Annotated in this window: 26 protein-coding genes and 1 tRNA gene; 12 read left to right on the top strand and 15 right to left on the bottom strand. The window is 33.3% G+C overall.

All coding sequences use genetic code 11. From position 1 onward, the window contains the following. Positions 1-149 precede the first annotated feature (149 nt). Positions 150-1,787 (top strand): beta-N-acetylhexosaminidase, encoded by a 1,638-nt coding sequence (locus tag SCB73_RS02760; RefSeq protein WP_320568630.1) that lies wholly within the window; start codon positions 150-152, stop codon positions 1,785-1,787. Between the two features lie 41 nt (positions 1,788-1,828). Here SCB73_RS02760 and SCB73_RS02755 read toward each other — a convergent pair whose 3' ends face one another. From SCB73_RS02755 to SCB73_RS02740, 4 genes are all read right to left on the bottom strand, one after another. Then, positions 1,829-2,695 (bottom strand): IS3 family transposase, encoded by an 867-nt coding sequence (locus tag SCB73_RS02755; protein ID WP_204251648.1) that lies wholly within the window; start codon positions 2,693-2,695, stop codon positions 1,829-1,831. Beyond that, positions 2,695-3,129 carry a hypothetical protein gene (locus SCB73_RS02750; protein WP_204251647.1) on the bottom strand — a complete coding sequence of 145 codons (435 nt, stop codon included), beginning with the start codon at positions 3,127-3,129 and terminating at the stop codon, positions 2,695-2,697. The genes SCB73_RS02755 and SCB73_RS02750 overlap by 1 nt, the downstream gene beginning before the upstream one ends. A 172-nt stretch (positions 3,130-3,301) precedes the next feature. Beyond that, a complete protein-coding gene (locus SCB73_RS02745; protein WP_320568629.1) occupies positions 3,302-4,363 on the bottom strand; it encodes a WD40/YVTN/BNR-like repeat-containing protein in 1,062 nt (353 codons plus the stop codon). 328 nt (positions 4,364-4,691) lie between these two features. Further along, positions 4,692-4,765 (bottom strand) — tRNA-Met (locus SCB73_RS02740). A gap of 153 nt (positions 4,766-4,918) precedes the next feature. Between SCB73_RS02740 and SCB73_RS02735 the strand changes: the two genes are divergently transcribed. Continuing rightward, complete coding sequence (locus SCB73_RS02735) at positions 4,919-5,311, top strand: START-like domain-containing protein (RefSeq protein ID WP_132988366.1); 393 nt, start codon at positions 4,919-4,921, stop codon at positions 5,309-5,311. Positions 5,312-5,365: 54 nt separating this feature from the next. Continuing rightward, entirely contained in the window at positions 5,366-6,202 is an 837-nt protein-coding gene (locus SCB73_RS02730) for an aminotransferase class IV (RefSeq protein WP_320568628.1), read from the top strand. On the opposite strand, the gene SCB73_RS02725 is transcribed toward SCB73_RS02730, so the two are convergent. The 7 genes from SCB73_RS02725 to SCB73_RS02695 form a co-directional block, all read right to left on the bottom strand. After that, positions 6,199-6,759, bottom strand: coding sequence for a YqgE/AlgH family protein (locus SCB73_RS02725; protein WP_026727618.1), 561 nt, complete (start codon positions 6,757-6,759; stop codon positions 6,199-6,201). The genes SCB73_RS02730 and SCB73_RS02725 overlap by 4 nt on opposite strands. Positions 6,760-6,887: 128 nt before the next feature. Then, positions 6,888-7,160, bottom strand: a complete 273-nt coding sequence (locus SCB73_RS02720; RefSeq protein WP_132988368.1) for an HU family DNA-binding protein — start codon at positions 7,158-7,160, stop codon at positions 6,888-6,890. Between the two features lie 180 nt (positions 7,161-7,340). Further along, positions 7,341-8,288, bottom strand: a complete 948-nt coding sequence (gene fmt, locus SCB73_RS02715; RefSeq protein WP_320568627.1) for a methionyl-tRNA formyltransferase — start codon at positions 8,286-8,288, stop codon at positions 7,341-7,343. After that, on the bottom strand, positions 8,288-10,183 hold the full coding sequence (locus tag SCB73_RS02710; RefSeq protein ID WP_320568626.1) for a RecQ family ATP-dependent DNA helicase: 1,896 nt from the start codon (positions 10,181-10,183) through the stop codon (positions 8,288-8,290). Before SCB73_RS02710 ends, fmt begins: the two co-directional genes overlap by 1 nt. A gap of 65 nt (positions 10,184-10,248) precedes the next feature. Beyond that, on the bottom strand, positions 10,249-10,782 hold the full coding sequence (locus tag SCB73_RS02705; RefSeq protein WP_320568625.1) for an AAA family ATPase: 534 nt from the start codon (positions 10,780-10,782) through the stop codon (positions 10,249-10,251). Between the two features lie 272 nt (positions 10,783-11,054). Continuing rightward, on the bottom strand, positions 11,055-11,492 hold the full coding sequence (locus SCB73_RS02700; RefSeq protein ID WP_320568624.1) for a hypothetical protein: 438 nt from the start codon (positions 11,490-11,492) through the stop codon (positions 11,055-11,057). An 18-nt stretch (positions 11,493-11,510) separates the two neighbouring features. Beyond that, positions 11,511-12,425 (bottom strand): alpha/beta hydrolase fold domain-containing protein, encoded by a 915-nt coding sequence (locus SCB73_RS02695; RefSeq protein WP_320568623.1) that lies wholly within the window; start codon positions 12,423-12,425, stop codon positions 11,511-11,513. A 423-nt stretch (positions 12,426-12,848) separates the two neighbouring features. Here SCB73_RS02695 and SCB73_RS02690 point away from each other — a divergent pair, with 423 nt between their 5' ends. The 4 genes from SCB73_RS02690 to SCB73_RS02675 all read left to right on the top strand — a co-directional run bounded on the left by SCB73_RS02690 (position 12,849) and on the right by SCB73_RS02675 (position 16,408). Beyond that, positions 12,849-13,145, top strand: coding sequence for a DUF493 family protein (locus SCB73_RS02690; protein ID WP_207294875.1), 297 nt, complete (start codon positions 12,849-12,851; stop codon positions 13,143-13,145). A 4-nt stretch (positions 13,146-13,149) separates the two neighbouring features. Then, positions 13,150-13,869: a DUF4290 domain-containing protein gene (locus tag SCB73_RS02685; protein ID WP_320568622.1), complete on the top strand. Its 720-nt coding sequence runs from the start codon at positions 13,150-13,152 to the stop codon at positions 13,867-13,869. A 198-nt stretch (positions 13,870-14,067) separates the two neighbouring features. Beyond that, complete coding sequence (gene murA, locus SCB73_RS02680) at positions 14,068-15,381, top strand: UDP-N-acetylglucosamine 1-carboxyvinyltransferase (RefSeq protein ID WP_320568621.1); 1,314 nt, start codon at positions 14,068-14,070, stop codon at positions 15,379-15,381. 151 nt (positions 15,382-15,532) lie between these two features. Continuing rightward, complete coding sequence (locus SCB73_RS02675) at positions 15,533-16,408, top strand: cation diffusion facilitator family transporter (protein WP_320568620.1); 876 nt, start codon at positions 15,533-15,535, stop codon at positions 16,406-16,408. 216 nt (positions 16,409-16,624) lie between these two features. On the opposite strand, the gene SCB73_RS02670 is transcribed toward SCB73_RS02675, so the two are convergent. The 3 genes from SCB73_RS02670 to SCB73_RS02660 form a co-directional block, all read right to left on the bottom strand. Next, the gene (locus SCB73_RS02670; protein WP_320568619.1) at positions 16,625-19,114 is read right to left on the bottom strand and encodes a DUF5686 and carboxypeptidase regulatory-like domain-containing protein; all 2,490 of its coding nucleotides are present in this window, start codon (positions 19,112-19,114) and stop codon (positions 16,625-16,627) included. 157 nt (positions 19,115-19,271) lie between these two features. Beyond that, positions 19,272-19,685: a type II 3-dehydroquinate dehydratase gene (aroQ, locus tag SCB73_RS02665; protein ID WP_320568618.1), complete on the bottom strand. Its 414-nt coding sequence runs from the start codon at positions 19,683-19,685 to the stop codon at positions 19,272-19,274. A gap of 132 nt (positions 19,686-19,817) precedes the next feature. Beyond that, positions 19,818-20,384, bottom strand: a complete 567-nt coding sequence (locus SCB73_RS02660; protein WP_320568617.1) for a porin family protein — start codon at positions 20,382-20,384, stop codon at positions 19,818-19,820. A gap of 255 nt (positions 20,385-20,639) precedes the next feature. Here SCB73_RS02660 and SCB73_RS02655 point away from each other — a divergent pair, with 255 nt between their 5' ends. From SCB73_RS02655 to SCB73_RS02635, 5 genes are all read left to right on the top strand, one after another. Next, on the top strand, positions 20,640-21,146 hold the full coding sequence (locus tag SCB73_RS02655; RefSeq protein WP_320568616.1) for a hypothetical protein: 507 nt from the start codon (positions 20,640-20,642) through the stop codon (positions 21,144-21,146). A 150-nt stretch (positions 21,147-21,296) separates the two neighbouring features. Then, positions 21,297-21,872 (top strand): porin family protein, encoded by a 576-nt coding sequence (locus SCB73_RS02650; protein ID WP_320568615.1) that lies wholly within the window; start codon positions 21,297-21,299, stop codon positions 21,870-21,872. A gap of 279 nt (positions 21,873-22,151) precedes the next feature. Then, positions 22,152-22,628 carry a hypothetical protein gene (locus SCB73_RS02645; RefSeq protein WP_320568614.1) on the top strand — a complete coding sequence of 159 codons (477 nt, stop codon included), beginning with the start codon at positions 22,152-22,154 and terminating at the stop codon, positions 22,626-22,628. Between the two features lie 81 nt (positions 22,629-22,709). Beyond that, positions 22,710-23,606, top strand: coding sequence for a site-specific tyrosine recombinase XerD (xerD, locus tag SCB73_RS02640; RefSeq protein ID WP_320568613.1), 897 nt, complete (start codon positions 22,710-22,712; stop codon positions 23,604-23,606). Between the two features lie 142 nt (positions 23,607-23,748). After that, the gene (locus SCB73_RS02635) at positions 23,749-25,269 is read left to right on the top strand and encodes a PAS domain-containing sensor histidine kinase (RefSeq protein WP_320568612.1); all 1,521 of its coding nucleotides are present in this window, start codon (positions 23,749-23,751) and stop codon (positions 25,267-25,269) included. 77 nt (positions 25,270-25,346) lie between these two features. Here SCB73_RS02635 and rny read toward each other — a convergent pair whose 3' ends face one another. Beyond that, on the bottom strand, positions 25,347-26,906 hold the full coding sequence (rny, locus tag SCB73_RS02630; protein ID WP_320568611.1) for a ribonuclease Y: 1,560 nt from the start codon (positions 26,904-26,906) through the stop codon (positions 25,347-25,349). Positions 26,907-26,934: the final 28 nt, after the last annotated feature.

Genomic DNA, 26,934 nt, shown 5'->3' with positions numbered 1-26,934 from the left:
TTACCTTTCAGGTTTGACTAATAAAAACATATAGAAGCTAAGTTTTAAGCTTCTATATGTTTGTAAATTTTCTATTGTTTCAAGTGTAAAATGTTATCGTACACACAGCTTTTTTTTGATTTTTTAAAACTAATTAATAAAACATAAACATGGTAAAGTCATTTTTCTTTTCGCTTCTTTTATGCAGTGCGATGTCGTTTGCTCAAGAAGTAAATATCATTCCACAACCGGTAAAAGTGGTTAAAAATACAGGAAGTTTTGTCATTAATTCACAAACCAATTTGGTTGTTGCTAATTCAGAAGATAAAGCGACTGCAACTTTCTTTAATAAATATTTGACCGATTATTATGGTTTTGCTTTGCCGATAACAAAAAAAGCCAGCAAAAATTCAATTAAGCTGGTTAGTAAAAAAAATATCGACGGACTTAAAGCCGAAGGTTATGCTTTGAAATCAGATAAAAATGGTGTAGTAATAACAGGAAATTCGGCTAAAGGTACTTTTTACGGAATGCAAACACTTATACAGTTGTTGCCGACGGAAAAAAGCAACAGTCTTGCCATTGCAGCTGTTGAGGTTAATGATGAACCTCGTTTTGTTTACAGAGGAGCAATGTTGGATGTTGGGCGTCATTTTTTTCCGGTTTCATTTGTGAAAAAGTACATTGATTATTTGGCTTTGCATAAACTGAATTATTTTCATTGGCACTTGACTGAAGATCAAGGTTGGAGAATCGAAATCAAAAAATATCCAAAACTTACAGAAATCGGTTCAAAAAGAAACGGAAGCATCATTGGGAGATATCCTGGCAAAGGAAGTGACAATACTGTAGAACAAGGATTTTATACGCAGGAAGAAGTTAAGGAAATTGTGAAATATGCTTCAGACCGATTTATAACAGTTATTCCAGAAATTGAAATGCCAGGACATGGAAGTGCAGCAATTGCCGCTTATCCAGAATTAAGCTGTTTTCCAAACGAGAAAACAAATCTTCCTGATAATATGATTTCTGACCAAAGCAAAAAAGAAATGGCAAACGGCAGAAATAAAATTGTTCAGGAAACATGGGGAGTTCATGCCGATATTTTTGTTCCGAGTGAAAACACGTTTAAATTTTTAGAAGATGTTATCGATGAGGTTGTGGCTTTATTTCCGTCAAAATATATTCACATTGGAGGTGACGAAGCGCCTAAAGATGCGTGGAAAAAAAGCGAGTTTTGCCAGCAATTGATCAAAGAAAAAAATCTAAAAGACGAGCATGGTTTGCAAAGTTATTTCATTCAGCGCATGGAAAAGTACATCAATAAGAAAGGAAAAACGCTTATTGGTTGGGATGAAATTTTAGAAGGAGGTCTTGCGCCAAACGCAGTTGTTATGAGCTGGAGAGGCGAAGAAGGCGGAATTGCGGCAGCAAAAGAAAGTCACCAAGTCATTATGACGCCGGGAAGCCACGTTTATCTGGATCATTCTCAAACTAAAAACGATAAAGAAGTAACTATTGGGGGATTTTTGCCATTAGAAAAAGTTTACAGCTATGAGCCAATTCCAAAAGAATTGAATGAGCAACAAGCAAAATACGTTTTAGGTGCTCAAGGGAATGTTTGGACAGAATATATGGCAAATCCAGCTAAAGTCGAATATATGATATTTCCGCGTTTGAGCGCTTTAAGCGAAGTATTATGGTCTCCAAAAGAAAATAAAGATTGGACTCAATTTCAAACGAAAATTGAAACCATGAAAAAACGTTATACTATTTGGGGAGCAAATTATTTTAAAGAGTATGACTAGTCCTAAATAATCGATACAGATTATTAGACAAATATATTTAATTAAACACCTGTAAGAACTTTTTTTGCAGGTGTTTTTGTTTTATAAGTTCTCATTTCTACTATGTTTTGTTTGTGCATTTGATTGGGTGTTAGCATATAATTAGAATAATGGGGTCTTTCATTATTATAAACCTCAATTGCATCTTTTATTAAAATCTTCATCACAGCAAGTTGCTGATTAAATTTATCAATATTAAATTCTTGTTTTAAAATTCCATTTATTCTCTCCGCCACTGCATTTTCATAAGGATCAGAGTTTTGTGTCATACTGCATCTTATATTGTTTTTATATAATAGTTTTTGATATTGATCAGAACAATACTGAAGTCCTCTATCTGAATGGTGGATTAATGTTTTTCCTTTGTCTCGGCGCTGTTTTATTGCATTTTTTAAAGCTGTTAAACTGCTTTTAGTATTCATATTATCTGCCACATAAAAACCCATTATTTTTTTAGAGTAAGCATCTGTTATAAGACTTAAATAACATGGATTCTCTCTTTTTCCGACATAAGTTATGTCTGATACCCAGACTTGTTCTGGTCTGCAGATTTTTAAATCCAATATTAGATTCTCATGCTTTCTAAATCTATGATGAGAGTTTGTTGTTATATGATAAGAACGCCTAGGTGTTATTAATAAATGATTAGCTCTAAGTATATCTATAAATTTATCCCTGCCGATTTTGAGTTGATTCAATTGGATTTTTAAAAGATAATACAGTTTTTTTGCCCCTATTCGGGGCATTGTATTTCTAATTTTCAAAACCAGACTAATAACTTCTGAGGCAATAAGCTTTCTGGAACTGGTTCTTTTTATTCTTCGATAATAAACCTGTCTGTCTATCCCGAACAAAGTACAGGCAAACATTATTGTTTGTTGATGTTCTTCTTTAAAATGTTCGATTGTTCGGGTGGTGAGTTTTTTCGAATGTCAATTTGATATTCTTTTTCTGCTATATCAATCATCATATCGAAAATAATAGCTTTTTTATCGGCAACGTAAGCCTGCTGTTCTAAAAATGATTTTTGTTTTTCTAATAATTTCACTTTGGCTTCAAGTTCCATTATTTTTTGTTCAGGAGATTTTGGCATAGCAGAAGGTGTTTGATTGTCCCAATCAAAGTTACCAAATTTTCGAAGCCATTGAACGATTGTAGAACGGGACTGAATGGCATAATCTTTTTTAACCTGGGAAATTGAAATTCTTCCTTGTTCTATTTCCTGAACAATTTGAAGCTTAAAAGACATGCTGTAATCTTTTTGGGTGCGCTTTACATAGCGTAATTCTTGATCTTTTTCCATAATGATACTTTTTGTGTATCGCTATTTCAGGACAAGACAGTAATAAAAATAAAAAAGACAGTTCAAAGTGAGCTGTCTTTTTTTTATTTTATTTGAAAAAGCGAAATCGCATTAAAAATTAAACTTTAATCTTAGCGGAAAAGCTTAAAAAAAAAGACAATTTAGGGTTTAGTTATTTCTTCTTTATTGTATAAAATTCAGAATTGTTTATTCCATACCCCAAATCACTCTCAGGGAAAGAAGTTAATCCCAAATAGATTGAATTATTTAATTCTGATTTTGTCCAAGAATCTCCGCTATTAAAAGTTTGGAAGCTTTGACTTCCTTGGAAGGTTGGGAAATCTCCACCTTTATAAGCTGAAACGGTTTCGATATTAAAACCCTCCGACTCACTATTGAAATGCAAGGTGCCAAATGATGAAAAAGGAAACTTTACAATTTGCCAATTTAACCCACCATCAGTCGTTTTATATATTTCTGTTACACCATCCATAAATCCAACTGTTTTATTGTAGAAGTATAAATTTCGTATAAAATTAGAAGCTGATACAGGTGTATTTATTGTTTGCCAAGTCTTGCCATAATCTATGCTTTTGTAAATTTTCTGATTTTCACCACCTATAAATACGACATTGTCAATGCAGTAAAATTTATCATATACTGGCTTGATCGCTAGATCTATAAATTCCCAACTATCACCACCGTTTTCAGTTTTAGCAATATGATAATTTCTAGAATTAGGAAGATCAGGAGTATATATCAAGGCTAAACCTTTGTTTTCATTGAAAAAAAGTAACGATTTTATCCCAATATAATCTGCAAAAAGTTTTTTTGTCCAAGTCTTGCCACCATCGGTAGTTTTTAAGAATACACTTCCTTTATCGCAATCTTTGCCAAGACAATTAGTCATTGCTTGCCCAGAAATAAATCCTTCGTTTGAATTTATAAAATGTACCGAATATAAATGCAAGTCTGTTCCTGAGTCTTGTTTTTCCCAAGTTACGCCTGAATTGTTGGTTTTGTAAATAGTGCCATTGAAACCAACTACAAATCCAATTTGAGGATTTATAAAAAACAAATCACGAGGATTTATATCAAAACCAAGCGGTGTTTTAGTGATCTCCCAATTCTTTAGAATTGTAGTATTCTTAATTTCATTATTTTCCGAGCTATTATCACAACTTGTAAATGTGAAAAATGAAATTATCAAAAAAATAATAGAATATTTGTTCATAGTTCTTTTCTTTAACAAAATGGTTATTGTTAATAAGATGGTTATTATGTTTTTTGGTTGCGTGTGAAGTGAATGTTTTTTTAAAAATACATAAAAAATAGTATTTATCTCTCTTTTTTAAGGGGGATGTGTGTGGTATTGATCATGTATTTTGGTATAAGGGCTTTGCCTTTTATAACAAAGAAGGAATTGTAATGTGTCTGTTGTTTTTCTTATGAATTCGATATAATTCTCATTGATTTTTTAGAATAGAGTATGTAAACAACAGAAAATGAGAATGATGATTAAGTGCAAAAAAAAACACCACTAAAAGTGGTGTTTTTACCTGTAGCGAGGACGGGAGTTGAACCCGTGACCTCAGGGTTATGAATCCTGCGCTCTAACCAACTGAGCTACCTCGCCTGGACTGCTATTAGGAGTAATTCCTGATTGCGGGTGCAAAGATAGAAATAATATTAAAGCATACAAGCATAAAATGAAGAAAAAAAAATATTTTTAAAAACGCATTGTTTTTGGACATATATTCTTATATTTCGAAAAAATTAAACGCAGCACATGGATTCAAAAATACGTTACGAAATCGAGTTCCCGATCAATTCTTCGCCGCAATTATTGTATCAATATATATCAACGCCGTCAGGTTTGTCAGAGTGGTTTGCAGACAATGTAAATTCAAGAGGCGAATTTTTTACTTTCATATGGAACGACTCACAGGAAAAAGCGCGTTTGGCATCTAAAAAAACAGGAGAAAAAGTGAAATTTAAGTGGGTTGACGAAAGCAGTAAAGACACTGAATACTTTTTTGAGCTGCATATTTTAGTTGATGAATTGACTAAAGATGTGTCGTTAATGGTTGTTGATTTTGCTGATAAAGAAGAAGTAGGCGAAGCTAAACAACTGTGGGAGAATCAAATCTCAGATCTAAAACATCTTATAGGATCTGTTTAGTATAAAATTATTTTATCCCTTATATTTGCCCTGAACAAAATTCAGGGTTTTTTTATGATCAATTTTAACGGAAACATAGCGCAGGAAGAAAATATACTAACTCAAAACCGTGCCTTTTTATATGGAGATGGTGTTTTTGAAACAGTAAAAATCTTAAACAATAAAATTTTATTTCTGGAAGATCATTATTTTAGATTAATGGCTTCAATGCGTGTGGTCAGAATGGAAATTCCTATGAATTTTACAATGGAATATTTTGAAGAGCAAGTTTTGAAATTAGCGCAACAAAAAAATATTTCAGCATCAGCGAGAGCGAGAATTACAGTTTTTAGAAACGATGGCGGATTATATTTGCCTCAAACGAACAATGTTTCGTACTTAATTAATGCGACACCACTTGAAAGCAGCTCTTACGTTTTAAACACGAATGAATACGAGGTTGATTTGTATAAAGACTTCTATGTGGCCAAACAATTATTATCGTCGATTAAAACGACCAATAAGATGATAAATGTTACTGGAAGCATTTTTGCGCACGAAAATGGCCTTGCTAACTGTTTGCTGATAAATGACACTAAAAATGTGATTGAAGGCTTACAAGGCAATTTATTTATGCTTACGGGCAAGAAATTAGTAACGCCTCCTGTTTCTGAAGGTTGTTTGAATGGTATAATGCGTAAACAGGTTTTGGCTTTAGCCAAAAAAGTTGAAGGCATAGAAGTGTCTGAAGAAATAATTTCACCGTTTGATCTTCAAAAAGCAGATGAATTATTCTTGACAAATGTAATCACAGGAATACAGCCGATTACTAAGTATCGAAAAAAAGAGTTTACAAGCAGTCTAGCTCATTTATTAGTGCAGAAGCTAAATGAATCCATATCTGAAAATTAATTCAGATACGGATTTTCAGGTGCATTTGACCAAATAAGATAATCACCTCCCAGCTCAATTATTTGTTCTTTCCAAAAATGAGTGGTGGATTTCCCGATAATTTTGTTTTTGTAATTATTATCGGCGATGATCCAGGAGTTTCCCTGCATTTCATTTTCAAGCTGATTTTCATCCCAGCCGGTATAACCTAAGAAAAAGCGGATGTTATTTTTGCTAATAGATCCGTCGTTTATCAAGTCTTTTGTGGATTCAAAATCACCTCCCCAATAAATTCCATTAGAAATCTCGACACTATTCGGGATCAGTTCAGGAATATTGTGAATGAAATATAGATTGTCCTGTTCTACAGGGCCTCCATTGTATATTTTAAAGTTGGCATCAATTTCAGGTATCAGATCATTAATAGTATATTTCAAAGGCTTATTAATGATGAATCCTATTGATCCTTCTTTGTTATGGTCTGCTAATAAAATTACCGATCTGTTAAAAGATAAATCTCCAATTATTGAAGGCTCGGCAATAAGCAGGTGTCCTTTTTTTAATTTTTCTGAAATCATACGGCTACAATTTTTATTAAATTTAATCATAAAAAAATTAAAATCCCAAATAAAATCGTTAAACCGCACAAAAAAACCCTCCATGGGGAGGGTTTTGATTATATTATAAGTTTAGAGAACTTTCTTACTTAGTTCACTGCACCTTCTAATTCAGCACCAGCTTTGAATTTTACTACATTTTTAGCAGCAATTTTGATAGTTTTTCCTGTTTGAGGATTTCTACCATCTCTAGCAGCTCTAGATGATACTGACCAAGATCCGAAACCTACTAAAGAAATTCTTCCACCTTTTTTCAAAGTAGCACCTACATTTCCTAAAAATGACTCTAAAGCTAATTTTGCCGCAGCTTTTGTAATTCCTGCATCAGCAGCGATAGCATCGATTAATTCTGATTTGTTCATAATAATTAGTTATTAATTGTTGGTTAAAAAAAATTGTTAATACACAAATTTAGTAGGAAATCCGTTGCGTGCAAGTGTTTTCTTTAATTTTAGCAATAATTGTTAATAACTTGCTTTTTTTGTTCATAAAGCAGGTTGTTCATCGACCAAAATCAGGTAGAAACCCCTGTTTTACTGAGTTTAATACATCTTTGCATCATCAGAAAAAGTGATGCCGTTTAAGATTTCTACTGCTTGCATTCTCTTTTTTCCTGGAAATTGCAAACTTAAAAGTTGAATAAAGCCATCTTTGACTGCAATTTTTATTTCTTTTTTGCTGCTAACCAGTTTTCCAGACTCGTACGAATGCGCTTCTGCTATAAGTTTCGCTTCGTATATTTTAATGTTTAATTCTTCATTTTTGTCTTTCAGAAAACACCAAGCTGAAGGATAAGGACTTAGACCGCGAATCAAATCATTGATTTCTTGGCCTGATTTTGTCCAATCGATTTTGCAATTTTCTTTATTTAGTTTGTAAGCTGTTTTGATGTCGTCGTTATCTTCCTGAATTGTAGTAGTTACATTTCCGTTTTCAATGACTTTTAAAGTGTCAATTACAGTTGTACTTCCAAGATGCATTAATCGGTCGTGAAGCTGTCCCGCATTTTCTGTCGGTTCAATTGCGATTTCCGAATTTAAAATCATCGCGCCCGTATCGATTTTATCATCGATAAAAAATGTTGTAACGCCGGTTTTGGTTTCTCCATTAATAATCGCCCAGTTAATTGGCGCTGCACCGCGATAATTTGGCAATAAAGAAGCATGAAGATTAAAAGTTCCTAAACTTGGCATTTCCCAAACTACTTTTGGCAACATTCTAAAAGCAACTACAATTTGAAGATTTGCATTTAAAGCTTTTAATTCGGATAAGAAATTTTCATCTTTTAAATTAGTTGGCTGTAATAAGGTTAGATTGTTCTCTAATGCATATTCTTTTACAGCAGAATATTTTATTTTTTGTCCGCGTCCCGCTGGTTTATCTGCCGCGGTAATGACACCAACCACTTCATAATTGTTTTTGATAATGGTGTCCAAAATGCCAACGGCAAACTCTGGAGTTCCCATAAATATAATTCGTAATTTTTCCATTATGTTTTTAAAGTGTATTTATTGTTTGCCAAAATAACGATGTGGTTGTTTTCTAAAAGTTCTTGAATGACTTCTATAACATCATTTGCATCTAGCTTAATCTGATTTTGAATTTCGCGCGAAGTTAAGGCAGTTGCTTTTAATAAGTGAAGAATTTTATCAGCAATCGAATCGGCTTCTGTGATTTTTCCTTTTTGAGTAATGCAATACGAACAAACTCCGCAATTTTCGTTTGTTTCTTCTCCAAAATAATCCAAAACCAATCTGTTTTTGCATGTTTTGTCTTCCTTAATATAATAGAGTACAGATGAAAGCTGATCGCGTTTCAGTTTGTTTTGCTTTTCAAGATATTTTGAAACTCGGTTTATCGTTAAATCATCTTCTCTGACTTCATTAAATAGAATTGTCGCATCGTTATTTTTTGATTTATATTCGATGATTTCCTTTTCTTTTAGTTTCTCTAAAAGTGCTGTAACCTGCTCTTCGGTATGATTTGATTTTTTTGCAATTAGCGAAAGATTCAGTGGCGTTTTCATTTCATGAATTCCTGGATAGGTCCTTAAAATTGCCAGAATGATTTCCTCGTCATTCGGATTTAGACTAATATATCGAATGACTTCTTTTGATTCAATCAAAAACTGCATGGTTACTTTTTCTGAAAATTCCTGAGACATCGTAATAATTCCCTGCTGATTCAAAAACTGCAAAGCATTATACGTTTTTAAAGTAGGGAAGTCGTATTTGTTGCAAAAATGGTTCATTTTAAAAGAATACGAATCATCTAAACCTTCACCATAAGCAATCTGAAAATAATTGCACAATTTGATGTACATGGTTTTCAAGAATTTCTTATCGGGTAAAATGCTGATAAATTGTTGCTCAGTTTGTGTCGCGTCCGAATTATTATAAAGTAAAACCGAAAATGCTTTTTCACCATTTCGTCCCGCTCTTCCAGATTCTTGATAATAGTTTTCTAGATTTTCCGGCAATTGCGTATGAATAACCGTTTTTACATTGTCTTTGTCGATTCCCATTCCAAATGCATTTGTAGCCACAATAACCTGCGCCTGTTCAGACATCCACAATTGCATGTTTTTGTCTTTTTCCTGAGCCGAAAGTCCGCCGTGATAATACGTTGCACGAAAACCTAAAGATTGCAATTGTGTCGAAATATTCAAGCACGATTTTCTATTGCGTACATATATAATAGAAGGTTGCGGATTTTTCTTCAAAATCTGCTCGACGCGATACAATTTGTCTTCGACTTCAAAAACCATGTAGGCGATGTTTTTTCTTTCAAAAGATTTTTGAAAAAGCCGTGTATCTTTTAATCCCAATTCGGTTTTGATATCTTCTACCACTCTTGGAGTTGCAGTTGCCGTTAAAGCCAGAAACGGAATTTTAGGAAAGAATTTTTTTAGTTCGGAGATTTTTAAATAAGCTGGCCTAAAATCGTGTCCCCACTGCGAAACACAATGCGCTTCGTCAATAGCAATTAAATTGATAGGAAGATTTTTGATGCGTTCTAAAATCCAATCTGATTGTAAACGCTCTGGCGAAAGGTATAAGAATTTATAATTCCCGAATTGGCAATTATCTAAAAGGTCAATAATTTCTTCGGTATGAATTCCTCCAGTAAGCGCAATGGCTTTGATGTCTCTTTTTTGCAAATTCGCCACTTGATCTTTCATCAAAGCGATCAAAGGCGAAATTACTAGGCAGATTCCTTCGCGCATCATGGCCGGAACCTGAAAACAAATTGATTTTCCACCGCCTGTTGGCAAAAGCGCAAAAGTATCTTGACCCTCTAAAACCGAATCGATAATTTCTTTCTGCAAAGGTCGGAAACTTTGATGTTTCCAGTATTTTAAAAGAATTTCTTGTGCTTCCTGCATGGCCAATGTGTTAAAGTTAAAAATTTAGAAATCAGTTTCTAGTTTTGCAACTTTAAAACCCGCCACTAAATTTTATCTAAGATATAAAGAATTCTGTTTTCAACCGTATCTTTTGGAACTTCAATCAAATTGTAACCGTATTTTTTATAGGTTTCAATAAGGTGATTTTGAATTTCCACTGCCTGCTCAAAATTTTCATAACGTTCTGTATCGCTCTGATAAATTTCTTCCCAAGGCGGTAAAATAAAAGTTTTAGAATATTTGAAATCTTCGCATGCTTTTACAAAACTCTCAGGATATTCGTCGCCAATATAATCCATATAAGCAACCACATCAGGAATTCCGCGATCAATAAAAACTACATTGTCTGGTTCTTCTTTGGCATTTTTAAACTGCTGAATACGACCTTCCAATAACATTTCGCTAAACAATAAAGGTTGTTCCAAAAACAATTGCTCGATGCCTCTTTTTTGGGCTTCGAGAGTAACTTCTCTAGAAATTTCAGGGTAACAACAGTAGCCACGAGCTACTAATTCGTTTATCAGCGTAGATTTTCCTGTACCAGGACCGCCAAGGAGAACTATGATTTCTTTTTGCACTATTCTAAAAATAAAGGGCAAATTTACCTAAACTTATTCATAATTAAAAAGAATATTTATCAGAAGCGAGAAATTTGGTATTTTTAGAAAAAAACTTTTTTTGCGGGGTTGAAAAATATTAAGTTCAACTGGACTGAAGTCCAGCTCTACAATATGGTTCATTCCTGCGAAATTAAATTGCAAAAAAGAGCCAAAGGCTCGGCGAATATTGTAGGGCTGGACTTCAGTCCAGTTCAGAGATGCGTGTTTGAAGTTTTGAATTGTTTAGTTTTTTAAAGTAGTTTCAAATTATTGAAAAATAGGATTTTATGCATAAATGGTTTTACTTCTTTAAAATATGCGATCTCACAGTTTTTTCCATTTTCAAAAAAGGTGTTTTCCTGAATAATTAAATAATAGAATCTGTTTTTCTTGTCAATTATCAAATAGAGATCATAAAAGATGTAGCAGGTTTTGATGATTTTTTCTGAATCAAGTCTGGAAAAATCATATGGTTCTTGATTTCTTTTTAAGGCTAAAGCTATATTTTTTTGCGAATCGATAATTGATTTTAGATATGATAAAACATGTTTTTTTCTCGTTTCTTTCAATGTTTTTAAATAGAAAATACAATCTCCATTTTCGATTTCATGGTGTTCTTTCGATAAAGATATTACTTGTTCTAATCTTTTTCTTTTGTTGAATTCTTTAATTTCATTTGAAGTAAGCATTTTTTTTCTGAAAATTAATTACTCACAAAACAAATACTTCCCAGAATCCTTCCCTTTTTTATTAGAAGGAATAATCAAATGCGATTGAAATCTTTTTCCTTTCAAAACATCATTCACAAAATCCAAAACATATTGTTGTCCTTGATGGAAAAGATAGCCGGAAAATTCATGCCCGCCTCCACAAAAAGTAATCAGTTCAACATCTTTATGCAAATCATTCATTTGATTGTAAACGGCATAAGATCCAAAAAGAATCAACCAACCCGAAGCATTTGTCGGGCAAGAACGATGTGAACCTGCACTGTATGGAACTGTTTCGTCACTATTTCCATGTGCCAATAACATCGGAATCGCTTTTTCTTTCGTAATCAAATTAATATCCTGAATCGCTCCCGAACCTCCAATTAGACCTTTATATTTGAAGTTTTCCGGAAGATTGCTTTTGTATAAATTCATCAATTTATAATCCCAAAAAGTAGCATGGTAACTAATTTCGGCACCAGCGCTAATTCCTGAAATAAAGATTTTTGAAGTATCAAGATTGTATTTGTCGGCATTTTCAATTAAAAAACCAGTCGCTTGCCACATATCGTTTACGCCAATCTGAATTGCCTTTATTTTTTCGGTCAAAGTTCCTTTGCAACCAAAATCTTTTCCTTTCATATACAAACTATACGAAATGCTTGCAACCGCATAACCGTTTTGTGCCATGAACATAGCGAATTCTTTTTCGCTGGTACGTTCTCCTCCAGAAAATCCGCCGCCAAAAGCAAACATAATCAACGGAATTTTTTCGTTCGATTTTTTCTTTGGCAGGTATAAGTCCAAATCCAATTTTAAAGTGTCGTTTTGAAAATAAGTTAAGGTTTTGATTTCTTGTGCTTGAATTGAATTTAGCGTAAGAGCGATAAAAAGTAAAAGTATTTTTTTCATTGCATTGTGTTTTAATCTCGCAAAGACGCGAAGTCGCAAAGTTTTTTCGCAATATTGTCATTTCGACGAAGGAGAAATCTTCGCAAGTAACTCCTCACAGAATTTCGCCAATCTTTGTCGAGCTTCTCGTGGAGATTTGCTTCGCCTATTCGCTATCGCTCGAGTCTCCTTCGTCGAAATGACAAACAGTACGTTGTATGCTTCCTTCTGGGAAACTTTCGAGAAATATTTTAAGTATTGTTTTTCTCAAATATAACAGTAAATTTTACAAAGAAATAATCTTCGATTGCTTTTTTCTCTGCACCTTTGGGTCTTTGTAACTTTGTCCCTTTAAAACAAAGTTTTAAGCCCAAAAAAAATCTAAAATCTAAACTCAAAAGTCTAAAATCAAAAACGTATATTTGCGTTTATTTTTAATTAGGAATGGAGAACGATAACGAAAAAAATACAGCCGAATTTTATGAAAGATTAAAATTGGAGCTTGACAACGCAAATACTTGGCCAGCAGAATATTTGTACAAATTCATTGTGCCTTCTGTTGCAGATAATGTGGAGCGTGTCGAAAAAGCTTTTGACAGAATGGGAGCGGTTATTAAAACAACAAAATCAAAAACAGGTAAGTTTACCAGCGTTTCTGTAGATGTTACTATGCACAGCTCAGATGATGTCATCAGCAAATACAAGGAAGTTTCTACAATAGAAGGTATAGTTTCATTATAAACTTATGATCGAAAAATATAAAAGAGAAGCCGCAAGCGATGTTGTCTATAATTTAGAATACAATTCTGAAAGACAGCGATTAATAATTCCCGAATATGGTCGTCATTTGCAAAAACTGATTGATCAGGCTACTGCTATTGAAGATGATGAAACGCGCAATAAAGCGGCGAAATATATCATTCAAGTTATGGGAAGCTTAAACCCGCACTTGCGAGATGTGCCAGATTTTCAACATAAATTGTGGGATCAGCTTTTTATCATGTCTGATTTTAAACTGAATGTTGAGTCGCCATATCCTATTCCGTCAAGAGAAGTTTTGGAATTAAAACCAGATGCTTTGCAGTATCCACAGAATTTTCCAAAATACAGATTCTATGGAAACAATATCAAATACATGATTGATGTTGCCAATAAATGGGAGGAAGGCGAAATGAAAAACGCGCTTGTGATGGTTATTGCAAACCATATGAAAAAATCTTTCTTGAGTTGGAATAAGGACACTGTAAAAGACGATGTAATTTTTGAACATTTGTACGAGCTATCAGGTGGAAAAATAAATTTGTTGCACAGCACGGAAGAACTTTTGAATACAACAGATTTGATGCGTACCAACAAACGTGTGTCAAACAAAACAGCTTCTGGTGGACAGGCAAAAACACAAAACAATAAAAACAATAAAGGAAGCAAACAGAAAAACTTTCAAAAAAACAATAATCAGAAATAAGATACTAAGCTTCTAAGAGACTAAGTTGCTAAGTTTTACTTAGAATCTTAGTGTTTCAGCGACTCAGAAACTTTAAAATAAACAAAAACAAAAATAGAAAAGCTACTAAGATGCTAAGCTACTAAGACACTAAGTTTTTTTACTTAGAATCTTAGAATCTCAGAAACTTAGAAACTTTGAAGAACCTAAAAAGAATCTATGGGAATTTTTAAAATCGAAGGAGGAACTCCTTTAAAAGGAGAAATCACTCCGCAAGGAGCAAAAAATGAGGCATTACAAATTTTATGTGCCGTGCTTCTAACAGGAGAGAAAGTAAAAATTAATAATATTCCTGATATTATAGACATCAATAAATTAATCGCTTTGTTGGGGAATTTAGGGGTGAAAATTCAACGTAACGAGCCAGGTTCGATTACTTTTCAAGCTGATGAAGTTAATGTTGGATATTTAGAAACTGAAGCTTTCAAGAAAGAAGGTGGAGCGCTTCGTGGTTCTATTATGATTGTTGGACCGCTTTTGGCTCGTTTCGGAAAAGGATATATTCCAAAACCAGGTGGAGATAAAATCGGTCGCCGTAGATTAGACACACACTTTGAAGGTTTTATTAACCTTGGAGCAAAATTTAGATACAACAGAGAAGATCACTTTTATGGAGTAGAAACACCTGAAGAAGGTCTTAAAGGAACAGATATGCTTCTTGACGAAGCTTCTGTAACTGGAACTGCAAACATTGTAATGGCTGCTGTTTTAGCAAAAGGAACCACTACAGTTTACAACGCTGCTTGTGAGCCTTACTTACAACAATTGTGCAAAATGCTTAACTCTATGGGAGCTAAAATCACTGGAGTTGGATCTAACTTATTGACTATCGAAGGTGTTGAAAGCCTTGGTGGTTGCGAGCACAGAATTCTTCCTGATATGATTGAAATTGGTTCTTGGATTGGTCTTGCGGCTATGACAAAAAGCGAAATCACGATCAAAAATGTAAGCTGGGAAAACTTAGGTTTGATTCCGAATACGTTTAGAAAACTTGGAATTACAGTTGAGAAACGTAATGATGATATTTACATTCCTGCTCACAAAGATGGATATGAAGTAAAAACAGACATCGATGGTTCTATTCTAACTATTGCCGATGCACCTTGGCCTGGATTTACACCTGACTTGTTAAGTATTGTTTTAGTTGTAGCAACACAAGCAAAAGGAGATGTTTTGATTCACCAAAAAATGTTTGAAAGCCGTTTGTTTTTCGTGGATAAATTAATCGATATGGGAGCAAAAATTATGTTATGCGATCCGCACAGAGCTGTGGTTATGGGACATAATTTCGAATCTCAATTGAAAGCAACAACAATGTCTTCTCCTGATATTCGTGCAGGAATCTCATTATTGATTGCGGCACTTTCTGCAAAAGGAACAAGTACAATTCAGAATATCGAACAAATCGACCGTGGATATGAGCGTATCGATGAGCGTTTGAGAGCAATCGGCGCAAAAATCGTAAGAGCTTAAAAAAAAAGTTAGCCACGAATTACACAAATTGCACTAATTTTTGTTTTTTGAAATTCAATTACACGAATTTAATTTTAAAAAATTAGTGAAATAAAACACAAAGCTAATCTTCGTGTAATTTGTGTAATTCGTGGCGAAAAAATAAGTCTAAATGACAAACGAACAAAAAGCTGTAAAGGCTACTATTTTTAGTATAATAGGAAATACCTGCTTGGCCCTTATAAAAGGTTTTGCAGGTTTTTTTGGCAATTCTTATGCCTTAATTGCAGATGCAATTGAATCAACGACGGATATATTTGCGTCATTTTTGGTTTTATTCGGAATCAAATATTCGAATAAGCCAGCCGATGAAAACCATCCTTATGGGCATGGGCGCGCAGAGCCTTTGATCACTTTTTTGGTTGTTGGATTTTTAATTACTTCAGCAACTATTATTGGCTATGAAAGCATTTCCAATATTGGAACTTCGCACGATTTGCCTAAGTCTTGGACATTATCTGTGCTCGGGGCAATTATTATTTGGAAAGAATATTCTTTTCGTTTGGTAATGAAACGAAGCAAACAAACCAATAGTACCTCTCTTGCCGCAGATGCTTGGCACCATCGTAGCGATGCAATAACTTCGGTTGCTGCTTTTATCGGAATTACAATTGCCTTAATTATGGGTAAAGGCTACGAATCTGCCGATGATTGGGCTGCACTTTTTGCCGCCTTTTTTATTTTGTACAATAGCTATAAAATTTTCAGACCTGCGCTCGGTGAAATCATGGATGAAAACCTTCACGAAGATTTAGTTGAAGAAATTCGCGTAAAAGCTTTATTGGTTCCAGGAATTCTTGGAACAGAAAAATGTTTTATTCGTAAAGCAGGAATGAAATATCATGTAGATCTTCATGCTATTGTTTCGGCAAAAATTTCAGTAAAAGAAGGGCACGATTTGGCACACTTATTAAAAGACACTTTGAGAAAAGAAATTCCGGAATTGGGACATGTCTTAATACATGTTGAACCAGATGATTATAGTTAAAGATGCTGAGCTTCTAAGTTTATTCATCTGTCGGGCCGAGCGAAGTCGAAGCCTACGCAAAGAGAATAAAAAAAAAATCCGCTTAAATCTCTAAAATCTGTGCGAAACCAGACATAAAGATTTAAGCGGATTTTTATTTGTAAACCTATTTCTTTAGCTTTTTACCAAAGCAATAATGGATAAAAACTTAGAATCTTAGTATCTTAGAATCTTTTTTTAATCCAACACATTCAAAATCTTCAATCCAAATACAACACCATTCTGTTGTACGCCGCCTTGATAAGAATGTACATAATCAATCCGGAATAATTTGAATTTACCAAATCCCAGATTATCTAAACCAACGGTGAATTCAGAATATGGTTTTCGGTCTGGAATTGCCAAGGCGTGAAATCCAATATTCATTGTTGATTTTAAAAGATTGATCAGAGGAATTTTATTGGTTACAAATCCCATATCGTTGTGCTCCAAATGCATTTCGAAATAGCTGTCATTTGTTGAATTTGTATAATACGGCATCAAATTGAAAACATTCAAATAACGGTCTGTTGTGCCAATATGTGTCTGGTTTCCGTTAAAATGTCTGTAATCCATAAAAGCAATATTTTCGGCATTATAGAATTTTCCAGCTCTGAAATTTGTTCCCAATATTCCTTTGTTTCCTAACGACAAATCATATTGAACAGAAGCGCCAATTCGCTCAAATTCATATTTTTTCTCGCTGGCAGCAAAGGCTTTTTCAAAAATTAAATATATGGTTGGATATTTTTCGTTTTTGACATTAAATCTTTCGTTGGGTCTCGAAATGTATTTGTTTCCAAAATTAATTCTCGCACTCAAAGCAGTTTTGAATAGATGATGTTGATCAAAAGCTGGTGTTGTGTAATCATTTGGTGCCAGCGGATTATTAGACGAATAAATATCATCCTGCTTAAAGAAAGAATAATCAGTTGTATTAAACAGCGGTTTTCGTTGTTCGTAGGCAATTTTGGCGTTGAGGTTTATTCCGTTTACCACATCTTGAGCATAGTTTATTTGAGCAAATTCCAAATTATACAGCTTCATATAATTGTCTTTGAAAAATAAAGAACTTATCGAATTGACAAATTTTGTAATAGGTTCTGCGCTATTAAATTGTGCCGTTTTTGTTCCTCCCGAAACATAAATCGAAGCATAATTTATAGTGTTGAATTGGTGACTAAATTCGCCTATTACGCGCAAACGATCGTCTGAAAAACCGTAATTTAAAGTGCTGCTTATAGAAGTGCTTTTTCCTTTTTCTTCATTCCATTTTTTAAATGAAAAACCAGAATCTAAATTGAAGCCTTGAACCGTATTGAAACTTAAAGAACTGATGTTTAATAATCCTTTGTAATTAAAAGAATAACTTTTAAATGTATTCTTATAATCATAGCCCATTAAAATATCCAAAACCTTGAATTTGTTGTTTTTTGCGTCGATGGAATCGGTATATTTTTGAGATTTTCTTATAGTTAATAGACTATCTTTTTTAGTATAATCGTTGCTTTCTTCAAGGGTTAAAGGAATTGGGCGAATCGAATTCCAGAAAGCGTCATCTTTTTTATTTGCGTTTGGTTCAAATGCAACAATTTCATTTCCGAACGTTTTCTTTGCGAAAGAAGCTGGGAATTCATAATTTGAATAGACATAATTGAATGTTCCTGAAAATTTGATTTTGAAAACGCCTGCGTTAAAAGAAAGCGATTGCGCATTTTTTGTCCATATTTTATTAGCCGAATTATAACTGAAGCTTTGTTTTAAGTTCATTATTTCGGTAAATTCATTCTTCATGCGATAACCTTTAATATTCAGATCAATCGCATAAATGGCAAAACTGTCATCAATAATATAGATATAACCTTCAAAAACAGGTTCTTTGTCTCGTTTTGGGATGACTTTGATTTTAAAGATTTGATGTTTATTGTCGTCAAAAAAGCTTCCTTCAAGTTTGTATTTGTAATAACTGAAAGCGTTATCAGCAATGGGAGAGATGAGCTTGATGTCAAAATCCAAAGTATTTTCATAAAAATCATAAGTTGATAATTCAGCTGTGTTGTAGCTGTAACCTCTATTGTTTCCTGAGATTTTTGAAGCGATAATATTTTCTTTTAATTTATTAGGCTTCTCAAAAGAGATTTTCGAAACGGTTTCAGATAAATATAAAATTCCTGTTCCTGTTGAATCTAAATTAGAAGCCATATCATCGCCAAGATCCACTTTTTGTCCTAAGATTTTTTTTGGCAAATCTTTGATTTTGAACATTCCTTTCGAATAAAAATCGGCTGTATAGCGTCCTGTTTTATCTGAATTATCCTTTTTGTTTGCAATCGCATTTTTTATGATGGCGTCTGCGGGATTGCTTTTAGGATCAATGACAACTTCATTTAATGCAAAACTTTCCTCAAACATTTTGACATCAAGAATGATTGTTTTTGAGTCTGAGGCAACTGCAAGTTTTTGCGTTTTAAAACCCAAATATTGAAAAATGATTTTGTTTTTACCGGGCTCTTTTACATTTAACTGATATTTTCCCTGTTCGTTCGAAGTGGTTCCGGAATACGTGTTTTCTTCAAAAACGGATACAAATGGCAATGGATTTCCTTTTTCATCGGTTATGGTTCCTTTGATTTGGGCAAAAGCCGAAAGTGAAAAAAATAAAAGGGCAGATAAAATAAAGTTTTTCATGTAAGTGGTTTATCTTACAAAAATAGAATAACTTGAATCTGAGGATATTAATAATATGTTAAATTCTAAACTGTAAAAAACAAATTAATTCGTTTGTCAGGCTGAGCGAAGTCGAAGCCTATTTTGTGCAGATGACTACGCTCAGGCTGACCGTATATTAAAGAAAAGACTGAATAGCCAATTCGTAGCTTTTTAATCCAAAACCTAAAATAACGCCTTTTGCATTTCCAGATAAATAGGACTGATGTCTGAAACTTTCTCTAGCATAAGTATTCGAAATATGAACTTCGATTACAGGAGTTGTAACTGCTTTCATTGCATCACCCAAACCTATAGAAGTATGCGTGTACGCACCGGCGTTTAAGATAATTCCATCAAATGAAAACCCAACTTCCTGAATTTTGCCAATCAATTCTCCTTCAATATTGCTTTGATAATAAGAAAGTTCAATATTTGGGAATTTTGATTTCAACGTTTCAAAATAATCTTCAAAAGTTTGGCTTCCATAAACTTCGGGTTCTCTCTTTCCTAAAAGATTTAAATTGGGTCCGTTGATAATGCAGATTTTCATATTTATAGAATGTTGTTTGAATTGAGATTTTAAAATTGCAATTGATTTTTGCAATTGTCATTGTACTTTGTAAAAATAAAAAAACCGCACTAATTAATAGAGCGGTTTTTATAAAAGTATGTGATATTATTTTTAAAACATGAATCCTGCAGAAAGCTGTACAACAGAGTTTCTGATATCTGCATTTGGTGAAGCATCTGTTAGTCCTAGACTATAACGACCTTGAAGAAAAATACTTTCGGTAAGTTTTAATCCTAAACCTGCATTAATAGCAAAATCAAATGTGTTAGCATCGTCAAATCTTACATCATTTTTTTGACTTAATAAAAATGACGCTTGTGGTCCCACTTCTAAGCTTAAGGATTTTGTCATATAGATTTTTGCCATTACCGGTATTGATAAATAAGCTAATTCATTTTTGAAGTCTTCTTGTGCATCGGCAAATTTATAAGTTGCGCCTTGTGTAGAATATAAAAGCTCTGGCTGAATAGCGAATTTTTCTAATAATTTCACTTCGGCAACTAAACCGGCATGGAAACTAGTAATTCCATCTTTATCAAATGCTACACCATTTAATGTCGCATCGCCAGGCTGACTTGCAAAGTTTACCCCAGCTTTTACCCCGATTTTTAATAATTGTGCGTGTACTGCAGTCGATGCCATCATGAACATTACGGCTGCTAAAAATAATTTCTTCATAAAAATGTCTTTAAAAATTGGTATTTATATATTATCTACCATTCAAAACTACATTATTTATGTTTTATTGCTTTTACATCTTATTTTAAAAAATTATTAAAATTATCACTTTTCAATAATGTTCTTTTTTAAGTTTGGCTATCTACTTGACTTTTATGATCAAATTCTGTCTTTCATTGTTGTTTTTTGAACTTATTGGGGATTCTTTTTAGTAGGTAAATTTTTACTTTTGTTTAGTCAATAAAAAAAAATATTATGAAAAAAGTTATTTTGGTTGCTATTGCGGTTTTCACATTTGGTTTTGCAAATGCACAAGACGGACATTTTAAAGTTGGTGTGCACGTGGGTTTGCCGATGGGAGATATTAAAGATTTTTATTCTGTAAATCTTGGTGTAGATGTGGCTTATCTTTTAAAAATAACAGATAAGTTTAGTGCTGGTGCTACAACAGGATATAGTACTTATCTTGGAAAAGATAAAAAATATGAAATATTGGGTGTTTCAGGTACTATTAAGACAGAAAACGCAGGGTTTATTCCGATTGCGGCAACTGGGCAATATTCTCTGACTGATAACTTTTTTGTGGGCCTTGACTTAGGTTATGCTATTTATGCAGGAAGCGGTCATACTGATGGAGGGTTCTTGTATCAGCCAAAATTTGGTTATCAAAATGAAAAAATTGAATTGTATGCCGGGTATAAAGGAATTGAAAGCGTTGGAACTTTTTCTTCATTGAATTTGGGGTTCAATTATAAATTCTAATTTTTGTATTTAAATTTTTAAAGCCTTCCTAAATTTTATGGAAGGCTTTTTTTGTTTCAGTACTAATATATTTGTTAAAATCCTAATTTGTTTTTAGTAAGGATAATTTTATATTTGATTAATTAAAATTTTAACCCAAAACAAATTAGAATGAAAAAAATAATTTTATCAGCTATTGCAATAATGGCTTTTGCATTTAGTAATGCTCAGGATACAAGATTTGGAATAAAAGGAGGTTTAAACATTACAAGTTTCACTGGTGGAGGTTATTGGGATACCAGTTCTTTAGTAGGTTTTCAATTAGGAGGCTTTGCTGAAATTAAGATTATTGATAGATTATCTATTCAACCAGAGGTTCTGTTTTCTACTCAAGGAGCAAGACTTGATAATTTGCATTTTGACAGTAAATTGGATTATATTAATGTTCCTGTTTTAGCTAAATTCTATATTACAAAGCAATTTACCGTTGAAGGAGGTCCTCAATTAGGTTTTTTAGTGTCAGCCAAGAATGATGGACATGACGCGAAAAATGATTTCAAATCTGTTGATACTGGTTTTAACTTTGGAGCTGGATATAATTTTACGGATAATTTCTCAGTCGGAATTCGTTATACTGTTGGTTTATCAAATATTGCTGATTATAATGTTGATAATATTGATGACTATTACGATAGCCCAAAAAACAGTGTTTTTGCATTGACTTTAGCATATAAATTCAATAAATAATATATAAAAGAATGTGTTTTAAGCCTCCTAATATAGGGAGGCTTTTTTTGTATTAGTATTATTTTTTTCTGATTTTGCAGTTGTAACATTTGAATTTTTGAATCTTTAAGAAGTTAAATTTATAGTAAAAGGAGGTTTGAATTTTAATCGAGTTTTTAAAAATTTCATAAAGTAATCTCGTAATTACGTTTTTCCGTAAGTTTTTTCAATGTAGCGCTCCTATATTTGACTAATTAATTTAATCAAACAAAAAAAATTATTTTATCTGTATTTGCCGTTATGGCATTTGGATTTGCTAATGCTCAAGATGGTCACTTTAAAGTTGGAGCGCATGTTGGTTTGCCATTGGGCGATATTAAGGATGCCGCTTCTGTGAATTTGGGTGTTGATGTGGCTTACCTTTGGAACATAGCCGATAAGTTTACTGCTGGTGTAACAACTGGTTATACAAGGTATTTGGCTAAAAGTCAGACTTATAATTTTGGCATGGGAGAAGTTAAATTAAAAGCAGACGATGCTGGCTTTATACCAGTTGCCGGTACAGCACAATATTCAATTACAGATAATTTATTTGTTGGTGGAGATTTAGGATATGCTATTTATGTTGGTAGTGGTGACGGAGTAGATGGAGGGTTTTTGTATCAGCCAAAATTTGGCTACCAAAACGAAAAAATAGAATTATATGCAGCATATAAAGGGATTTCTAATGACGGAACTTTTTCTTCACTAAACTTAGGATTCAACTATAAATTTTAAATTTATCAAAAAAGCTATAATGCTTAAAACCTTCCAAACTGGAAGGTTTTTTTATATCCAAAAAGTATTTACTTTGTAATTATGAATTGGAACCGATATATCAAAGATTATCAATCGTATTTGCGAATTGAGAGAGGCTTGTCTAAAAATACAATCGAAAATTATGGCTTTGACATAGAACGATTGTGCCTTTTTTTGGAACAAAATAAAATTGAGGTTTCGCCGGTGAAAATTTCAGATGAAACATTGCAACAGTTTATTTATTCGGTCGCAAAAGAAGTAAATCCGCGTTCACAGGCTAGAATCATTTCTGGACTAAAAAGTTTTTTTAATTATTTGATTTTCGAAGATTATAGAAATGATAATCCTTTAGAATTAATCGAAAGTCCCAAAACGGGAAGAAAATTGCCAGATACTTTAGCTGTTGAAGAAATTGACGCTTTAATTGCGGCAATTGATTTGAGTTCTAATGAAGGAGAACGCAACAGAGCAATTTTGGAGACTTTATACGGATGTGGGCTTCGGGTTTCAGAATTGGTAACGCTTAAAATATCGGATCTGTATTTTGATGAAGGGTTTATAAAAATTACAGGAAAAGGAAATAAAGAACGTTTTGTCCCGATTGGGAAACTCACCAAAAAATATATCGAGATTTATAAAGATGAAGTGCGTCCTGATTTGAATATTAAAAAAGGTCACGAAGATACATTATTTTTAAACCGAAGAGGAAATCAGCTTACGCGTGCGATGATTTTTACAATCATAAAAGACTTGGCAATAAAAGTTGGTTTGCATAAAAATATCAGTCCGCATACTTTGCGTCATTCTTTTGCAACGCATCTTTTAGAAAATGGCGCCGACCTAAGATCTATTCAATTAATGTTGGGGCATGAATCGATTACTACAACCGAAATTTATGTTCATTTAGATCGCAGTTTTTTGAAAGAAGTTATGCATACGTTCCATCCGCGAAAGTAATTTTTTCATTCTAAAAGTTAATTTTTATTTCAAAAATTAATATATTGTACGATAGTTTCTGTTAAAAGCAAATAAAATCGACGAACTGCACGTTTTTAGATTTTAAAGGAAATAAAAACCTAATTTGTGTAAAAGTTGTTATATGATTTTTGATTTATATGGAAATGAAGATTGCTTGGAAGTAAATAATTTTTACAAAAAATTATTGGCTGAAATGCCCGATTTGCTTTTTCAATTTGTAATCGATAACAATAACAATTATTCCTTCCCTCTGGTCAGTAAATCGGCTGATGATATTTTTGAAATTTCGGCAAAAGAATTTACGAATGACATCAAGTTGATTGTTTACGATAGGATTTTTCCGCAGGACAGAGATTTGTTCTTTCAATCATTAGTTAAAGCCCGAAAAGAAATCAAGCCATGGAAAGTTGAGTTTCGGGCTGTTTTGCCAAAAAAAGGACTTCGTTGGTTTAAAGTGTCTTCTAAAACCGAATTGTCATCAAATGGTAGTGTGAGTTTTTTTGGCCACGTTTCTGATATTACCGATTTAAAAGATAAAGAAGAAAGGCTTCGTATTTCTGAAGAAAGATTTCAATTTGCTTTAGACGCTTCTACCGTTGGAATTTGGGATTGGGACATGGTGACCAATCAGGTTTTTTATTCCTCGCTTTCACTTAAAATTCTCGAATTAGAATCAACAGATATTTTTGATGATCCAGAACGTTGGGACAAAATTGTGCATCCAGATGATCTTCCTAAATATTATTCAGATATTCACGAGCATTTTGACAACAAGATTCCGTATTATGAAAATTACCATCGTGTAATGACATCAAGCGGTAATTATAAATGGATTCTTGATCGTGGAAAAGTTATAAAGCGGGACGAAAATGGCAAGCCTTTGCGTGTTATAGGAACTCATACTGATATATCTCAGCAAAAAGAAAAAGAGCTTGAGTTGCTAAAAACAATGAAATTGTACAGCGACCAAAACAGCCGATTGTTGAATTTTTCACATATCGTTTCGCATAATTTGAATACGCAGGCGGGCAATATAAAGTCGATTTTGGATTTTATTGATGCCGATGTCGATAAACAAACTGTCAGCGAAATGCTGATACATTTGCGCACCGTTTCGAATGATTTGAACGATACGATTTCGAATTTAACCCAAATTGTAAAAACGCAGAGCAACATCAATATTGCGGTTGTTCCTTTGAAGCTTTGTGAATATATTGAAAAAACAATTGCGGCAATTAAAGGTTATGATAAACGAAAAAATGTTACGATCATCAATAATGTTCCGAATTATTTGACGATCAATTTTAATCCGGCTTATTTGGAAAGTGTTTTGCTGAATTTCACCACAAATGCAATAAAATATGCACATCCTGATCGTGATCCTTTGATTGTTTTTGATTTTGCAATTGAGCCCGAAGGTTATAAATCATTAAAAATTACAGATAACGGCCTAGGAATTGATTTGGCGGTTCATGGCGATCTTTTGTTCGGAATGTATAAAACGTTTCATAAACACGAAGATGCGCGCGGAATAGGCTTGTATATCACGCGAAATCAAATCGAAGCAATGAAAGGAAGTATTAATGTTGAAAGCGAGGTAGGAGTGGGAACGAGTTTTAAGATTATATTTGGCGATCAATAATTTCGTTTTTTGAAATAATTATAAAACAACAAAGGCTATCTGTAAAGATAGCCTTTGTTGTTTATTTAAAAAGAAAATTACTTTGCAATGTTTACTGCTCTTGTTTCTCTAATTACAGTTACTTTTACTTGACCTGGATAAGTCATTTCAGTTTGAATTTTTTGAGAAATTTCAAATGACAAGTTTGCAGCATTGTCATCAGAAACTTTTTCGCTTTCTACAATTACACGAAGTTCTCTACCAGCTTGAATTGCATAAGCATTTTTCACGCCACTGAATCCGTAAGCAACATCTTCAAGATCTTTCAAACGCTGAATGTATGAATCAAGAACTTGGCGTCTTGCTCCCGGACGAGCTCCAGAAATCGCATCACAAACCTGGATAATTGGTGATAATAATGATTTCATCTCAATCTCGTCGTGGTGCGCTCCAATTGCATTACATACTTCTTCTTTCTCACCATATTTTTCAGCCCATTGCATCCCTAAAAGTGCGTGTGGCAAATCACTTTCTGTATCTGGCACTTTTCCGATATCGTGTAATAAACCAGCTCTTTTTGCCAGTTTTACATTCAATCCTAATTCAGCTGCCATGATACCACAAAGCTTAGAAACTTCTCTTGAGTGCTGTAATAAGTTTTGTCCGTAAGATGAGCGGTATTTCATTCTACCCACCACTTTAATCAATTCAGGATGTAATCCGTGAATTCCTAAGTCGATTACAGTACGTTTTCCAACTTCAATAATTTCGTCATCGATTTGTTTTGCTGTTTTAGCAACAACTTCCTCAATTCTTGCCGGGTGAATACGTCCGTCAGTTACTAATTTATGCAATGACAAGCGAGCAATTTCTCTTCTAACTGGATCAAAACAAGATAAGATGATAGCCTCTGGAGTATCGTCAACAATAATTTCTACACCTGTAGCCGATTCTAAAGCTCTAATGTTTCGTCCTTCACGTCCAATAATTCTACCTTTTACATCATCAGATTCGATATTGAATACAGAAACGCAATTTTCAACTGCTTCTTCAGTTCCAACTCTTTGAATGGTGTTGATGATGATTTTTTTTGCCTCCTGCTGTGCAGTAAGTTTAGCTTCCTCAATAGTTTCTTGAATGTGTGACATTGCTTTGCTTTTAGCTTCGGCTTTTAAGCCTTCAACTAATTGCTCTTTTGCTTCTTCTGCAGAAAGTCCAGAAATTACCTCAAGTTGTTGTAATTGGCTTTTGTGAAGTTTGTCAACTTCAGCTTGTTTTTTGTCCAAAAGCTCAATTTTGTTTTGATATTCAGCAGTTTTAGCCTCAAAATCATCATTTACTTTTTTAGCTTTCGAAAGTTCATTCGAAACTTGAGATTCTTTATCGCGTACACGTTTCTCTACTTCAGCAACTTTTTTATCGCGTGCTAAAATAACTTGTTCGTGTTCTGATTTTAATTCGATAAAACGTTCTTTTGCTTGAAGAATTTTATCTTTTTTAATATTTTCAGCTTCTAAATTAGCGTCTTTCAAAATGGAAGCAGCTTCTTTTTTAGCGTTTTTGATTAGATTAGAAATATTGCTTTTCTCGATGATTTTAGCAATTGCAAAACCAGCTGCAATTCCTACAATACCAATAATGATCGTTATGATGTTCATGTTTGTTAGGGTTTATATATAAAAAAAG

The organism is Flavobacterium sp. KACC 22761 (assembly GCF_034058155.1).
Classification (GTDB): domain Bacteria; phylum Bacteroidota; class Bacteroidia; order Flavobacteriales; family Flavobacteriaceae; genus Flavobacterium.
The sequence above is the reverse complement of the archived record's forward strand: the minus strand, read 5'-3'. Positions and strand labels throughout refer to the sequence as shown.